General features: G+C 31.2%; 14 protein-coding genes. All 14 read left to right on the forward strand.

All coding sequences use genetic code 11. The annotated features are described in order from the left end of the window. Positions 1–340: 340 nt before the first annotated feature. The 14 genes from ACTQ46_RS10520 to ACTQ46_RS10585 all read left to right on the forward strand — a co-directional run bounded on the left by ACTQ46_RS10520 (position 341) and on the right by ACTQ46_RS10585 (position 16,844). Positions 341–2,422 (forward strand): type I restriction-modification system subunit M, encoded by a 2,082-nt coding sequence (locus ACTQ46_RS10520; protein ID WP_441749697.1) that lies wholly within the window; start codon positions 341–343, stop codon positions 2,420–2,422. Then, the gene (locus tag ACTQ46_RS10525; protein ID WP_441749699.1) at positions 2,415–3,668 is read left to right on the forward strand and encodes a restriction endonuclease subunit S; all 1,254 of its coding nucleotides are present in this window, start codon (positions 2,415–2,417) and stop codon (positions 3,666–3,668) included. The genes ACTQ46_RS10520 and ACTQ46_RS10525 overlap by 8 nt, the downstream gene beginning before the upstream one ends. Further along, the gene (locus tag ACTQ46_RS10530) at positions 3,669–6,701 is read left to right on the forward strand and encodes a type I restriction endonuclease subunit R (RefSeq protein ID WP_441749701.1); all 3,033 of its coding nucleotides are present in this window, start codon (positions 3,669–3,671) and stop codon (positions 6,699–6,701) included. A gap of 53 nt (positions 6,702–6,754) precedes the next feature. Then, on the forward strand, positions 6,755–8,512 hold the full coding sequence (locus ACTQ46_RS10535; RefSeq protein WP_441749703.1) for a GmrSD restriction endonuclease domain-containing protein: 1,758 nt from the start codon (positions 6,755–6,757) through the stop codon (positions 8,510–8,512). A 153-nt stretch (positions 8,513–8,665) separates the two neighbouring features. Continuing rightward, entirely contained in the window at positions 8,666–9,388 is a 723-nt protein-coding gene (locus ACTQ46_RS10540) for a hypothetical protein (RefSeq protein WP_441749705.1), read from the forward strand. Between the two features lie 95 nt (positions 9,389–9,483). Further along, on the forward strand, positions 9,484–11,340 hold the full coding sequence (locus tag ACTQ46_RS10545) for a hypothetical protein (RefSeq protein WP_441749707.1): 1,857 nt from the start codon (positions 9,484–9,486) through the stop codon (positions 11,338–11,340). After that, positions 11,330–12,199 carry a hypothetical protein gene (locus tag ACTQ46_RS10550; protein WP_441749709.1) on the forward strand — a complete coding sequence of 290 codons (870 nt, stop codon included), beginning with the start codon at positions 11,330–11,332 and terminating at the stop codon, positions 12,197–12,199. The genes ACTQ46_RS10545 and ACTQ46_RS10550 overlap by 11 nt, the downstream gene beginning before the upstream one ends. Next, the gene (locus tag ACTQ46_RS10555; RefSeq protein WP_441749710.1) at positions 12,200–12,982 is read left to right on the forward strand and encodes a DUF6339 family protein; all 783 of its coding nucleotides are present in this window, start codon (positions 12,200–12,202) and stop codon (positions 12,980–12,982) included. A 43-nt stretch (positions 12,983–13,025) separates the two neighbouring features. Continuing rightward, a complete protein-coding gene (locus ACTQ46_RS10560; protein WP_441749712.1) occupies positions 13,026–13,283 on the forward strand; it encodes a transposase in 258 nt (85 codons plus the stop codon). Next, complete coding sequence (locus ACTQ46_RS10565) at positions 13,267–13,668, forward strand: hypothetical protein (RefSeq protein WP_441749714.1); 402 nt, start codon at positions 13,267–13,269, stop codon at positions 13,666–13,668. Before ACTQ46_RS10560 ends, ACTQ46_RS10565 begins: the two co-directional genes overlap by 17 nt. A 183-nt stretch (positions 13,669–13,851) precedes the next feature. Then, a complete protein-coding gene (locus tag ACTQ46_RS10570; protein WP_441749716.1) occupies positions 13,852–14,457 on the forward strand; it encodes a TetR/AcrR family transcriptional regulator in 606 nt (201 codons plus the stop codon). Then, entirely contained in the window at positions 14,450–15,397 is a 948-nt protein-coding gene (locus tag ACTQ46_RS10575) for an ABC transporter ATP-binding protein (RefSeq protein ID WP_441749718.1), read from the forward strand. The genes ACTQ46_RS10570 and ACTQ46_RS10575 overlap by 8 nt, the downstream gene beginning before the upstream one ends. Next, positions 15,394–16,179 carry an ABC transporter permease gene (locus ACTQ46_RS10580; protein ID WP_441749720.1) on the forward strand — a complete coding sequence of 262 codons (786 nt, stop codon included), beginning with the start codon at positions 15,394–15,396 and terminating at the stop codon, positions 16,177–16,179. The genes ACTQ46_RS10575 and ACTQ46_RS10580 overlap by 4 nt, the downstream gene beginning before the upstream one ends. Positions 16,180–16,409: 230 nt before the next feature. Then, positions 16,410–16,844: a hypothetical protein gene (locus ACTQ46_RS10585; RefSeq protein ID WP_441749722.1), complete on the forward strand. Its 435-nt coding sequence runs from the start codon at positions 16,410–16,412 to the stop codon at positions 16,842–16,844. The last annotated feature ends 74 nt before the right edge of the window (positions 16,845–16,918 follow it).

Raw genomic sequence — 16,918 nt, forward strand, 5'->3', positions numbered from 1 at the left:
TTGTTCATCTCCTCAGTTAGGTATTTGTTGGTACTTTTATTTTAACCGAGGACGAGCATTTTGGCTCATTTTTTTTGATTTTTCTTTTTACACCATTATACGGACTTTATCATTCCCCATTCAACAAAAGATAAAGGTGAGTATTCAAGCGTTATAGCAAGAATGGAGGAGGAAGAGGGCTTTCCTAAAATTGTAAGGCTTGGCACAGAAGGTAGCTTAAAGGTTACTAAAACAAACCTCAAAGAGGCTGTAATTAAGGAAATAGAATCTAATTATTTAGATACAAATTAATTGTTGAGAAAATTTAATAAACTAGAGGAAACTAGGAGGTTATTTATAAATGAACGAGAGAACTAGAGATAATCAAACAGGAATCAATGTGCAACAAAAAGCCAACATGATTTGGAATATAGCAGATATACTTAGGGGGCTTTATAAACCTCATGAATATGGAAAAATCATCTTACCAATGACCATAATTAAAAGATTCAATGATGCTTTGTATTTAACTAAGGATAAGGTTATTGAAACCTACCAAGAGGTAAAAGATTTTGATTTGCCAGATAAATTTTTAAGGGAAGCATCAGGATATGAATTTTATAATACAAGTCCATATACTTTTACAAATTTAATAGCAGATTCAGAAAACATAGAAGACAACTTTAGGGAGTTTTTAAATGGTTTTTCTGAAAACGTCATAGATGTTTTAGAAAGCTTTGATTTTGATAGGGAAATAAGCAAACTTGCAAATGCAAATATGTTGTTTTTGATAATACAAGAATTTAATAAAAAAGAATCCTATATGGGACCTGATCAAATTTCTAGTGTAGATATGGGGTATGTATTTGAGGAATTAGTAAGAAGATTTTCTGAATCCTATGATGAAGAAGCAGGAGAGCATTTCACATCTAGAGATATAATTTACCTTATGACAGATTTATTAATTTCAGAAGATAAGGAAGTTTTATTAAAGGATGGGGTATATAGGACAGTATATGACCAGACTATGGGAACTTCACAAATGTTGGGAGCCATGGAAGAAAGATTAAAAGATTTAGACAAAAATGCCAGGGTAACTCTTTTTGGACAGGAGGTAAATCCAGAAACCTATGCTATAGCCAAGGCAGATATGCTTATTAGAGGTGGAGATTCTCAAAATATGAAACTTGGAAACACATTAACAGAAGATGCCTATAAAGATTATACCTTTGATTATTGTATATCCAATCCTCCTTTTGGTATAGACTGGAAATCAGAAAAAGATGCAGTTGAAGAAGAAGCCAAGCTGGGAGATAGGGGAAGGTTTGGAGTAGGCCTTCCCTATGTCAATGATGGACAGCAGCTTTTCGATTTAAATGGAATAGCTAAATTAAAAGATACAGGCAGAATGGCCATAGTACACAATGGCTCGCCCCTCTTTAGTGGTGCAGCTGGAAGTGGACCTAGTGAAATTAGAAGGTATATGATTGAAAATGACTGGCTAGAAGCCATAGTACAACTTCCAAATGACAGTTTTTATAATACAGGAATAACTACTTATATATGGATAATGTCTAAGAACAAGCCAAGCCATAGAGTAGGTAAAGTTCAATTAATAGACGCTTCTAAGACTTTTGAAAAGAGAAGAAAATCCATAGGAAATAAAAGAAACGATATTACAGCTCATTGTAGGGAAATGATTATAAAAGCCTATGGTGATTTTCTAAACAAGGAATATGTTGAGGAAAATAAAGTTTGTGAGTCAAAGATATTTGACAATATAGATTTTGGATATAATGAAATAACTATAGAAACACCTCTAAGACTTAAATTTGAAATAGATGAAGCAGGAATAGAAAGCTTTAAAGAGGAAACTCAATATAAAAACCTAGGCAAATTAACAAAGGCACAGAAAAGAGGAAAGACTGAAGAGGAAATAAAGGAACTTATAAAAGTGGGAGAAGAAAATCAAAAGGAAATAATAGACCTACTTAAAGGCTTAATAGGACAAGTATGGCTAGATAGGGATGAGTTTGTAAAAATGATAAACAAACTTTTCAAGAATAAGGCTATAGAACTTAGGGCTCCTTTAAAAAATGCCATAATAAAGGTATTTGGACGACATGATGATGAGGCTAACATATGCAAAAATACTAAAGGAGAGGTAGAGGCTAATAGTGATCTACGAGACACAGAAAGAGTTCCCTTAGATGAGGACATAGACCAATACTTTAATAGAGAGGTTAAACCCTATAATCCAGAGGCTTGGATAGACAAGGAAAAAACTGTAGTAGGCTATGAAATACCCTTTACAAGATACTTTTATAAATTTGAAGAACCAGAACCAGCAGATATTATTTCAAGTAGAATACTAACATTAGAAGTAGATATAACTGCATCACTAAGAAAGCTATTTAGTGAGGACGGTGAAAGAATTGACTAGAAAGATGAAAGATAGTGGGGTTGAATGGATAGGGGAGATACCTGAGGATTGGGAAATTATAAAAGTTAAACAATTATTTAAAATAGGTCGTGGAAGAGTTATAGCAAAAACTGAATTAGATGAAAAATATCCATATCCTGTTTATTCATCACAAACAAAAAATGATGGAATATTAGGTTATATACAAACTTATGATTTTGAAGGACCAAGGTTAACTTGGACAACAGATGGTGCAAATGCTGGAACAGTTTTCATTAGGGATGGAAAATATAATTGTACTAATGTTTGTGGTACATTAGAATTAAAAGATGAAATAAATGATTTGCAATATTTGAAATATACATTAGAGTATATCGCTATTTTTCATAAAAGGGCAGATACTAATGGATATAAAATAATGAATAATGAAATGGCTAATATAGAAATAGTATTACCATCAGAACATAAACAAAAAGCAATAGCAGATTTCCTAGATAAAAAAGTATCAGAAATAGATAATATAATATTTAAAACTAAAAAAGCCATAGAAGAATATAAAAGATATAAACAATCTCTTATAACAGAAACTGTAACAAAAGGATTAGATGAAAATGTTCAGATGAAAGATAGTGGAATTGAATGGATAGGGGAGATACCTGGGCACTGGGATTTAGTTAAAATTAATAGAGTTACTCGGTCATACTCAGGAGGAACACCTTCAAGGGATATTAAAGAATATTGGGAAAATGGTGATATAAATTGGATGTCTTCGGGGGAAGTAAATGATAGAATTATATACGATACAAAAGAAAAAATAACTAAATTAGGATTAATTAATTCATCTGCGAATTATTTTCCAGTAAACACGGTTATGGTAGCATTGAATGGTCAAGGAAAAACAAAAGGTATGTCTGCAATATTGAAGGTAAAAACGACAGCAAACCAGTCATTAGTTGGATTTATATGTTTTGAAGACAGATTAGATTATAGATATTTAAATTATTGTTTTATAACTTCATATTCTTATAATAGAAGCTATTTAGCAGGTGGTAATAAAAGGGATGGTATAGCGGCAGGAGAGTTAAAACAAAGTAGAATACCATTACCAAACATATTTGAACAAGAACAAATAGCCTCATACCTAGACAAGAAAACCAACCAAATAGACCAAATAATCTCATCAAAAGAAAAATTACTAAGAGAAATGGAAGCCTATAAAAAATCACTAATATATGAAACTGTAACTGGAAAAAGAGAGGTGAAATAATTGGAATATAAAGAGATAAGATTTGAAAAGGATATAGAAAGTTACCTTTTAAATTATGGTGGATATGAAAAAGGGAATATGGATACTTATGACAAGGAAAAAGCTATAGATATGGAAACTTTCCTTAGATTTATTCAGACAAGTCAGCCTAAGGAATGGGAAAGATATGAAAAGATTTATAGAGAAAAGTCAGAAGAAGCCATATATAAAAGATTTGATGAATCGGTCAAGATGCATGGTCTTTTAAGTGTTTTAAGAGATGGAGTTACTGATAGGGGTATTAGGTTTAAATTTGCTTTCTTTAAGCCTGAAAGCACCTTAAATCAAAAAGTAATCGACAATTATAATAACAATATATTAACTTTAACCCGCCAATTTTATTATTCAAGTCAAAATAGAAATTCAATAGATATGGTCCTATCTTTAAACGGTATTCCAATAATAGGCCTTGAACTTAAAAACCAACTAACAGGACAAACTGTAGACAACGGAAAGTATCAGTTTATAGAAAATAGGAGTCCAAGGGAAAAATGCTTTAACTTTAACACTAGGTTCCTAGTATACTTTGCCCTAGACCACTATGATGTGGAAATGACTACTGAATTAAAGGGAAGGGACACCTTCTTCCTACCCTTCAATCAAGGCTCAAATGGTGCTGGAAATGTAGGGGGTAGAGGAAATCCTCCTAACCCTGATGGATATTCTACATCATATTTATGGGAGAAAGTATTAAAGAAAGATACTTTATTAGATATAATTCAAAGGTTTATGCACCTAGAAGAAAAAACAGAGACTAAAGTGGTAAAAGGAAAAGAAGTAAAAAAGACTAGAAGAAGATTAATATTTCCTAGATACCATCAACTAGATGTAGTAAACAAACTTATAGAAGATGTTAGAATTAAAGGGACAGGTGAAGATTATTTAATTCAACATAGTGCTGGTTCTGGTAAAAGTAATTCCATAGCTTGGCTTGCCTATGGGCTTTCAAACCTCCATGATAAAGATGACCAAGCTATATTTACTTCTGTCATAATAGTTTCAGATAGAAGAGTTTTAGATAGTCAGCTGCAAGAAACCATTATGAGCTTTGATCATACTCCTGGAGTAGTTGAAACCATAGGAAAGGACAAGACTTCACAGGATTTAAAGGATGCTATAAATAATAATAGGAAGATTATAGTAACAACCTTACAAAAATTCCCTGTTATCTATGAGGAAGTAGATGAATCTAAAGGCAAGAGGTATGCAGTAATTGTAGATGAAGCCCATCAAAGTCAATCTGGATCTAGTGCCAAGATGCTAAAGACAGCTTTAGCTGATACAGAAGAAGCCCTAAGGGAGTTTGCAGAAATTGAAGGCATGGATGAAGAAGAAGCCCTAGACAATGAAGATAAATTAGTAGAGGAAATATTATCCCATGGTAAACATAATAATCTATCTTTCTTTGCTTTTACTGCCACACCTAAAAAAGAAACTATAGACCTATTTGGAACAGAAAGGGAATATGGAAACAAATCTGCCTATCATAACTATTCTATGAGACAGGCCATAGAAGAAGGTTTTATTTTAGATGTACTTCAAAATTATATGACCTATAGTACTTGCTATAAAATAGCTAAAGATACAGAAGAAAATCCAGAAGTACCTTCTTCAACAGCAGTTAGAACTATTAATAGATTTGCATCCTTACATCCCCATAATCTTCAACAAAAAACACAAATAATTGTAGAACAATTTAGAGATATTACTAAAAACAAAATCAACGGTAGAGGAAAAGCTATGGTGGTAACAGCTTCAAGACTTCATGCTGTTAGATATTATCATGAAATTAAGAATTATATAGAAATTAAAGGCTATGATGATTTAGAGATTTTAGTAGCCTTTTCTGGAGTTATTAAAGATAAGGGCGTAGAATTTACAGAGGAAAAAATGAATAAAAGAAAAGATGGGTCAACTATAAAAGAAAGTCAATTGCCTACGGAATTTGCAAGTGATGATTTCAATATGTTGATAGTGGCTGAAAAGTATCAGACTGGTTTTGACCAACCACTACTTCACACAATGTTTGTAGATAAAAGATTAAGAGGGGTAAAGGCAGTACAGACACTTTCCAGATTAAATAGAGTTACACAAGGGAAAGAGGACACCTTTATTTTAGACTTTGTTAATACTAAAGAGGAAATAGAAGAAGCTTTCAAACCCTACTATGAAGCCACTATTTTAGATGAAACAATAAATGTAAATCTTATATATGATACTCAAATATTATTAAGGGAAGCTAGACTTTACAATGATGAGGATATAGAAAAGTTTACTAATATTTATTATAAGGAAGGCAAACAGACAGCTACTGATTTGGGAAAGATAACTAGTTTGATTAAACCTATAATAAATAGATATCTTGAATTATCGGAAGAAGATCAGTTTAAATTCAGAAAAGACATTAGAAACTTCAACAAATGGTATTCCTATATAATTCAAATAACTAGAATGTATGATAAAGACCTTCATAAAGAATATGTATTTACTTCATATCTACAAAAATTGATTCCAAGTCCTGAGAGAATAAGTTTAGATTTAGATGGAAAGTTGAAACTTGAATTTTACAAACTAGATAAGACTTTTGAAGGAGATATTAGCATAATAGCAGATCCGACTATTGGATATGGAGAACTAGATGCTGGAAGTAAACCTAAGGAAGACGAAGACTATTTAGATGAAATAATCAATCGTATAAATGAAAGATATCATGGAGACTTTACAGATCAAGATAGGGTAGTTATAGATTTTATATATAAAGAAGCAAGTCAAGGGCTGAGAAAAGAATCCTTAACAACTTATGCTAAGAAAAATGATAGCGAGGTATTTAAAAAGAGCATATTTCCTAAGGATTTTGAAGATATTGCATTCAAATTATATAAAGAAAATAAAGATAGAAACAATTCATTTAAGAAATTGTTTCAAGATAAGGAATTTTATAATGCAGCTATGTCTGCTGTAGGAGAGATGATTTATAAAGATTTGAGAAGTTAGGAACATAAGATTAAAGGTAAAGCTACTAATAAAAATCAAAAGGGGGTAAAAGAATGTCAACAATTTTCCATAGCACATCAGAAATGTTAAAAAGTATATTAGATTCTGTAAAGAGTGGTAGAACACAACTTCCTGATTTTCAAAGAGGTTGGGTTTGGGATGATGAAAGAATAAGAAATCTTTTAACAAGTATTTTAAAATCATATCCAATAGGAGCTGTAATGCTGTTAGAAACAGGAGGTTCAGGTATCAATTTTAAACCCAGAGTAGTAGAGGGATTGATATTAGACAAAGAAGTCACACCACAAAGATTGATTCTAGATGGCCAACAGCGTATTACATCATTATTTCAAACTTTATATTTAGAAGAGCCAGTTAAAACTAGGGATAGTAGAGGGAGCGACATAAAAAGACGATACTATTTAGATATAAATATTGCAACAGATGAGTATGGAGATAAGGATGAAGCTATAGTTTCTGCACCAGAAGATGGAATAATTAAAGGTAAAGGAAATGTTGTATTACACGATTATTCTACTAAAGAAAAAGAATGTGAAGCAGGCATGCTGCCTATTCATTATTTATTCAAACCAGAAAAATTACTAGAATGGCAAAATATATATTTTAATATTGAACGATCAGATGAACGGTCTAATAAATGGAGTAAGTTTATGGCTGATGTTTTTTCAGCCTTTAATAACTATCAAGTGCCAGTAATAACAATGCTAAATACGACTCCTAAAGACGCAGTCTGCCAAGTATTTGAGCATGTGAATACAGGTGGAGTTACATTGACTGTATTTGAGTTACTGACAGCTTCATTTGCAGCAGAGGATTTTTCTTTGAGAGAAGATTGGGAAAAAAGATATAATCAAAAATTAAATAAGGATGAAAGATCTTTTAGTAATGATCCAATATTGAGTAAATTAAGTAATACTGATTTTCTACAAGCTATCGCATTATTAACAACCTATGATAGAAAAAAGAAAAGGCCAAATGCGGCAGTTAGTTGTAAGCGAAAGGATATCTTAGACCTAACAGTTGAGAATTATAAAAATTGGAGTAATATTGTAGAAGAAGCTTTCTATCAAGCTGCACAATTTTTAATGGAATTGAAAATATTTAGAAGACGGGATATACCTTATCCATCTCAATTAATACCTTTAACGGCAATATTTGCTGAATTAGGAAATAAAGCAAGAGACAAAAGTGTTAGAGATTCAATTGCCAGATGGTATTGGTCAGGAGTATTTGGAGAACTATATGGATCGGCTACAGAAACAAGATTTGCCAAGGATTTACCCCAGGTTATCCATTGGATAAATGGAGGAGAACTTCCAGATACGATTAAGGAGGCTAATTTTGAGATAGATAGACTTATAACTTTAAGAACAAGAAATAGTGCTGCTTATAAAGGAATATATGCTTTGTTGATGAAGGAAGGTTGCCATGATTTTATGTCAGGAGTATCTATTGATCTTCAGACATATTATAGTGAGAGTATAGATATACATCATATTTTTCCCACAAGGTATTGTAACAGCAAAAACATAAGTAGGGATTTGTATAATTCAATTATTAACAAAACACCTTTATCAGCTAGAACTAACCGTTCAATTGGTGGGAATGCACCAAGCAAATACCTGAAAATTTTAGAGCAAGAAAAAAACATCAGACCTGAAATATTAAATAACATGCTAGAAACACACCTAATTGATGTAGAAGCTATAAGAAGTGATGATTTTGAAATATTTTTTCAAAAAAGAAAACAAGCCTTATTTAATATCATTTTAAAAACAATGGATAATTAAATTATTTGATAACAATATAGACTTAGCCAAGGATAGGGCTCCAGACCATGAAAAGATGGGCAAGGGCATAACCCTAACAAGAGAGGAACTAAAATCTTTAAGAGAACTTTTAAATGGGATGGATCTATAAAATCTGAAAATGGGGGAAATGTTATGGACTATCAAGAGCTTCTAAATAATATAAAAAATGAATTTCCTGACAAGGCTATAGATATAATTGAAGGCCTTGAGCTTCTTAGAATGTTAATTGATGATACTGTTGAAACCATTGGGGAAAAAGTTAATGAATCTTTTTTAGAAAAACAGTATGATAAGCTACCCTACTATTCAAGGTTGGCGGAGGAAATGGAAACTTATGAAAAAAAGCTGAAAGAAGTTATCGACATTTTGGATATAGAAGATTTGGAACTGGAAGATAAAAAAGAAGAAGTTGATGAAGAAAATGAAATACCAGACTATGATAAATATGCAATAGACAAGAATATAGAATACAGCCTATATGAGAACTTTACCCATAAAAGACCATATGGCTTTAAACTGATTGATGATAGGCTCATAAGAGTAAAAACATGGCAAGAAATGTTGATTAAGGTTTGCGAAAACTTAATAGAAGTTGATGAAGAAAAGATTATAGGATTTGAAGAACTTGAACATATGAATGGGAAAAAGAAAAAGTATTTTTCAAGCAAACCAAAAGGAATGCGGAATCCTAAAAGAGTTGCAAATAAAATATATGTTGAAACAAATCAAAGTGCAAATTCTATTAGGAACCTTTTAATAAAAATATTGAAAGAGTATGGATTAAAGACAGGTGACTTAAAAATTTATTTAAGAGCTGATTATACTGAAATAAATAAAGGTAAGGGTAAGAATTAGTAGGCATTAAAAAACCTTAAATAAGGGATAATTGACATTTAAAAGCCCAAGGGATTGATATCCCTGGCCTTTTACTGTAGAAAGGAGCTATTCAGATGACTATAGGATGGAATTTTTCACCCTATAATTATGGGAGAAGACAGGGGATATCGGATTCAGGAGTGGAAACTTTTAGAGGGGATAGGTATCGACATTTAGCTAAGGAGATTTGTCAAAACTCTCTAGATGCAATAAAAAAAGATAAAGAAACAGTAAAAATTGATTTTCAGCATATTGAAATTGATAAAAAAGATATCCCAGGATATGAGAGATATATAAAAGTATTCAATCAGTGCTATGAAACTAGCAAGAATGGATCTGGAAAGGTAAAGGATTTTTTTGCCTACAGCAATGAGATTTTAGCTAAAGAGAAAATAAGCGTTTTAAGAATAAGTGACTTTAATACAACTGGATTAACAGGCTCTAAAGAGGAAAAGGATACTGCTTGGAATGATTTAATCAAGGCAGCAGGTATATCTAATAAGGGCGGGGAGGCAGGAGGAAGCTTTGGCATTGGGAAATATGCAGCCTTTGCCTGCTCAAACCTGCGTACTATCTTCTATAATACATATGATGAAGATGGAATAGAGGCCAGTCAGGGCGTTACAGAAGTCATAAACTTTATGGATGTAGATGCAAAGGAAAAAGAGGGTGAAGGCTACTATGGTCTTGGTAGCAAGAACTTACCTATATTTAGTCAGTTAAAACTAGATCCAAATTTTGATAGAGGGCAAAGAATGGGGACTGACATATATATCATTGGATTTATAGAGCAGGATGATTGGGCTGAATCAATAGTTTATTCTGTTATAGATAGTTTTCTAATAGCTATTTATAATGGGAGACTAGAAGTAAAAGTGGGAGATATCTTAATAAACAAATCAACCTTAGAGGATATAGTTGAAAATAAGCTGAATTATAATAAGTCTGGAAGGAATAGAAATTCTTTAGAGTTTTATAAGGTATTAACATCTGAAGAAACAATTGTTAATACCTTTTCACTTGATGCTAGTGGGGGAGGTCATCTTGGAGAATTCAAAGTTTATTTGTTGGTAGATAATGAACTAACAAGTCGCAGGGTTCTAATGTCTAGAATAAATGGAATGAAGGTATTTGAGCAGGATAGATTTCCTAGGGGGATACCTTTTTCAGGAATTTGTATTTTGCAAGATAAGAAAATAAATGATTATTTTAGAAAGATGGAGACTCCTGAACATGATGCTTGGAAGGCAGATCAATTTTCAGAAAATCCAAAAGAAATTAGACAGGCTAATGAAACTAGATTAAGCCTTATTAAACAAATTAGAGAGGAACTTAATAGATTGGCTAAGGAAACTACCCTAGATGAAACAGATGTAGGCGACCTTGGTATACTATTACCTGATTTAGAGGATGACCTTTTAGGAAGTAAAGGTAAAGATGAATCATTAACAAATGAAAATACAGAATCTAAAGTCAATATAAAGATTGAAGATGAATCACAAAATAAGAAAATGCCAGTATATGGTGAAGAAACTGGGGAAGGAGACTTTGATCCTCAAGGTCCTGGACAAGGAGGGGGTAAATCAACCTACAGGGATGGTAGAAAAGGTGTGGGAAGACAAAGGATTGCTACAAACTATTTTAATATTAGAATGTTTCAAATAAGTAGTTCTAAGTACCGGATGGTTTTAAAAAGTCGTCATGATTTGGAAGAAGCAGAATTGCTTGTATCAGCGGTTGGTGAAGATAGGAGAACAAGGTTAAACATAGGAATAAACAATGCAGTAGATAAAACTAATAATATAGATTTGGAAATAAAGAACAAGAGAATTTCCCTAGGGGATATAGCAAAGGATAATGAATTTATTATTGATTTTCAGCCAGATATTATTGAACAATTATCTATGGAGGTGGTAATTTATGCAACTTAAAGAAAGATACCATCCATATCCTGTTTTAGCCCCTTATACAAATGATTATCTAAATAGTGAATTTAGAATAGAGTCTTTAGAAGATAAAACCATGGGCAAAGAATATCTATTTGAAATTGAACTAAATATTATGAATCGTGGGCTAGAGAACCTGATCAAGGAAAACAAAGCTGAGTATGTCATTCATGTAGAGTGTTCCAAGACTTCTTTTAGGGAGGTTTTTACAAGTGATTTATCAAAGATCGAAATTAGGATTGATTTTTTCAGCTTAGATGGCAAGGTTGAATTTTCACCATTTATAATAGCAAAGGAAAATATTTTAAACTATAAAGATGGCTCATTTGATCCTATCTTTGACGAATTTTCATTTAACATAAACAAAGGACAGTATTTAGCCATAGGTAATAGAGCTATTATTTCAATTATTAAAGATAAGGATGATCTAAAACAATTATCATCTATAATTAGAATTGCCCAGGTAGCAGATTTAGAAAAAGAAACAAAGGTAAATCTAGAGGGAGATAGGATACAAATAATGGTATCCAATGAAACCTATGAAATGTACACATATGCTAGTAGAAACCACAATAGACTTAGAATTTTACATAGTATGATTGTACTACCAGCATTAATCTATGTTTTATATGAGTTAAAAGAAGACTCAGGAAATGATTTTGAACAATATTCAGATCGTAGATGGTTCCAGGCTTTAGAAGTCAGGATGAAGGAACTAGGAATTAATTTAGACAGCAATTTATTTAGTGCAAAATCACCTTACGAATTAGCTCAGATTTTATTAGATTATCCCACAAAGGATGCTTTAGATAAAATATATGAAGCAGATCAGGAGGAAAATTAAATGAAACTATATTATATGAGACAAGAAATATTAGAAGATTTAAAGAATAATATAGCTCATAATATTGAAAACTATAGTAATGAAAGTAATCAATGGATAATTGATCAATATGAAAATCCCTTTTTAGAATATAAGAAGACAGTAGATGATTTTGAGCTATTAGTTGACCCAAAGGATGTAGGGTCTTCTGATATGGAGAATGTTAGAATACTTCATAGCAATTTGAAATTTTTAACAAAATCTGAGGCAGCTGATGAAAGACTTTGGACAGGCTTGACATATTCTGTGTTTTGGAATTTTATGAAGGAAAGGTGGTCAAGTAGACCATCAAAAGAAGAAAAACAGATAGGTAACAGGTATTTTTTAACGGGTGGCTCATCTAATAGAAGAGCATTACTTATGAATACCATATCAAGATATTGGTGGATAGGAGAATTAATATACGATGAGGATAATATTAAAAATCCTTATTATTTAATTGAAGTATTTAGAGGTGATTTTACAACAAATGTTCATACCCTGTTGTCTAGCAATTTTACTAGCAACACTAATATATTAAAAGGTGTATTAAGACCTATGCTTGAATATAAAGAGGTTAATGGTAGTTTATCTAGGGAAGAATTTCAGGCTATTATTAGATATGCTAATCTTATAGGTGGAAGCTACCTTCTAGATTATCTGTCAACAGAAGAAATAGAGGAAAAAATATGTTTATATATTGATAACACGATAAGTCAAAATCTAGAGGTGGATAGGTTACACTTAGTTGGACAGATTTCTTAAGGTCATATAAAATTAAAACAATAAGACTAAGGAGAATCTGAATATGGCTAAAAGAAAGCGTAGAGAATTCACGGATGAGTTTAAAAATCAAATAGTGCAGCTTTATCTAAATGGCAAGTCAAAGTCGGAGCTTGCAAAAGAATATGACTTACCGTTGTCTTCACTAGGAAGATGGATTAAACAGCATCAGGAAACAGGCTCATTCAAAGAGAAAGATAACCGCAGTGAAGAAGAAAATGAGCTCCTAGAGCTTCGTAAAGAAAATCAAAGACTTAAGATGGAAAATGATATGGACAATTAGCTATTTAATTTCTTTTGGGTTATCCTATGGATATACAAAATACTTTTGGGATAGTGATGGAGTTTTAAATCTACCATTTGCTATCTTCTGTTTGTGGCTATTTGGTATAATGTTTCTTGCAGTAATTCTGCTAGGGGGAGTTATATTTAAGAGCAGTTATGGATGTCTTATGTTTATAGGAGCTTTTATAGTCACTCTTTTTTTATTGAATATTTTACCAAAGCTTCAGAAATATAATCCCATTGGATTAGCATCAAAAAATATGTCGCTTCTTGCTGGAGATATAATTCCAAAAGATTTAATGGCAATGGCTATTGTAAGTATTGGAATTATAATTTTATCTATTTTCACTGCAATAAGAGTATTTAATAAAAAGCAGATATAGAAGAATTTACAAATATAATTTAAAATTTAACACTTAAAAATCCAGATGAAAATAAAAATTCATCTGTTTTTTTATGCTTAAACTTAGGTACCGAATTTACGATAAATTTAGTTGACAAGATTTAATTATGGTGTTAAGCTATGACTATAAAATAAATATAGTCATAGGGGGTGGAGGTGAGTTATGGCAACACCATTTGATGAAAAAGAAAAGGAACTTATAAGAAAAAAATTAAAGGAAGTAGCAGAAGAATGCCTATTGAAATATGGTGTGAAAAAAACTACTGTTGATCAACTCGTACAAATGGCAGGCATATCAAAGGGATCTTTCTATAATTTCTATTCTGCAAAGGAAGTTTTGTTTTTTATAGTATTAGAAGAATATCAAAAATCTCTTATAAGTAAATTAATTAATAGATTAAAAAAACTGGATAATATAGGAATTGATGAATTTACGGAATTAATTTATGGAGTTTACCAAGAAGTTAGAAAATCATTTATTATGAATATAATTCAAAATCAAGAATTTGAATATTTTATTAAAAAATTGCCTAAAGAACTTATCATGGATCATCATTCACTAGATGATACATTTACAAGAGAATTGTTTTCTTATATAAAGATCAGAGAGGATATAAATATAGATGTTGTAACAGCTTCATTAAGAGCAATTTTTATGAGTATGATATATATTGAAGAAATTGGAGAAAAGGAATTTGATGAAGTACTAATGGTTTTGATTAGGGGTGTTGCACAGCAAGTAATTGAGGAGGATTATAATAATGAATGAAATTATTAATACAATCAATTTAACAAAGACTTACGGAAAAACAAAGGCTGTCAACAATATTAATTTATCAGTAAAAAAAGGAGAAATATTTGGCTTTATTGGACTTAATGGAGCAGGCAAAACCACTGTAATACGTATGCTACTTGGTATGATTTCTCCTACTTCTGGAGAATGTTATCTACAAGGCAAAAAAGTAAATGCAAGGAATATAGATACTTGGAGTGATGTAGGATATATTGTAGAAACGCCTTACTCATATCCTGAGTTAACTGTTAGAGAAAATCTAGAAATTGTTCGTAAGTTAAGAGTGGTTAAGGATAAAGATTCTATTAATTGGATTATAAAGAAGTTAAAATTAGAGAAATATGAATTAAAGAAAGTTAAACATCTTTCTTTGGGAAATGCACAAAGACTTGGTATAGCAAAAGCAATTATTCATAAACCTAAAATTTTACTCCTTGATGAACCTACAAATGGCTTAGATCCTGCTGGTATTGTTGAAGTACTCAAGCTATTAAAGGATTTAGCAAAAAACTCAGATGTAACTATATTAGTCTCTAGTCATAAATTAAATGAAATTTCAAGAATTGCCACAAATATAGCTATAATTCATGATGGAAGGTTAATTAAAAAGATAGATAAAAAAGAACTTGAACATGAATTAAAAAAATCTTTAATAATAGATGGAAAATATAAAAATGAAATGAAATTAATTCTTTCTAAAGCAGAATATGAGACAAATACTATTGCAATTGAAAATTCAAATGAAAAATTATCTGTCTTACAAGTTCATAATGAAGATGCTGTAAATAATCCAGAGAAGATAGCTACATTGCTTGTAAATAACGGATATCCTCCTAGAATGTTAAAAGTTCAAAAGGAAGATCTAGAAGAATATTTTTTAAGAGCTATAGATGAATTTGGAGGTGGGTTAAAATGAATAAGATAATAATATGCGTTCCCATAGAAATTAAAAAGTTTTTAAGTTCTAAAACACCTTTAATAACAATGATTGGACTTATGATACTGCCATTTGTAGGTGGGTTTTTTATGATTATATTAAAAGATCCAGTAGTAGCACAAAAGATGGGTATTATTTCTACAAAAGCTCAAATTTTAGGATCTAATGCAGATTGGCCTTCTTATTTTAGTTTGCTTACCCAAGGCATCTCACTTGGAGGACTAATTATTTTTGGATTTGTTACTAGTTGGATTTTTGGAAGAGAATACTCAGACAGAACAATTAAAGATTTACTTGCACTACCTATATCTAGAAATACTATTGTAATCTCTAAATTCATTGTAATTTTTCTATGGTGTATGTTTCTTTCAATATCTGTATTCTTAATTGGCCTATTTGTCGGAAAAATTATTGGTCTACCTGGCTGGTCTTTAGAGTTTTTATTTTCAAGTAGTATTATATTTTCAATATGTTCATTGCTTACGATTTTATTATCTACACCAGTTGCATTCTTTGCGAGTTTTGGTCATGGATATTTGTCACCCCTAGGGTTTATGATAATCACACTCATACTTTCACAAATAGTTGTTGCTATGGGATTTGGTGAATTCTTTCCTTGGTCTATTCCAGCTCTTGCCAGTGGGATTGCAGGAGAAGAAAGTGCAGCTCTTACAAATATTAGTTTATCTATTGTATTTTTGACATCTATAATTGGATTGATCAGTACTATATTTTGGTGGAGATATGCTGACCAGGATTAAATAAAAGATTTTCGAATATAAGCTAAGGCGACTTTAAAAAGAAGAAGCATATTAAAGATTAGGTATTTCAAAATATTATAATGATAAAGTAAAATAATTTAGTTAAAACATTCAGAGATTTTAATTATTACATGAAAATAATAAAAACATTTAATATATAATCAAAGAAATGCAGATGAAAATAAAAATTCATCTGTTTTTTTATGCCCAGATTCAAGGAGGTGATTTAATTGAACAATATATATGGCTCAGGAAATGAAGTTGTAGATCAAGTAGGGCAGATGCATTTTAGTGGCAATATAATACCAACAACTTGGTATAAGACAATAGTAAGGGACAATAAAAAACCTTATTTAAATGCAATCATAATATTATCAGATGTTGTCTATTGGTATAGGCCAACAGAAGTAAGAGATGAGCAATCAGGGCAGCTGATAGGTTTTAAGAAAAAATTTAGAGATGATTTACTCCAAAGAAGCTATCAACAAATAGCAGATCAATTTGGAATGAGTAAAAGAGAAGCGACTAATGCAGTAGTATTTCTAGAAAAGCTTGGAGTTATAGAAAGAGAATTCCGTACACTAAAACTAGCTAGTACAGTTTTAAATAATGTCTTATATTTAAAAGTAATGGATAGGTTACACTTAGTTGGACAGATTTCTTAAGGTCATATAAAATTAAAACAATAAGACTAAGGAGAATCTGAATATGGCTAAAAGAAAGCGTAGAGAATTCACGG

It is taken from the genome of Gallicola sp. Sow4_E12, assembly GCF_052116305.1.
Classification (GTDB): domain Bacteria; phylum Bacillota; class Clostridia; order Tissierellales; family Peptoniphilaceae; genus JBQKLI01.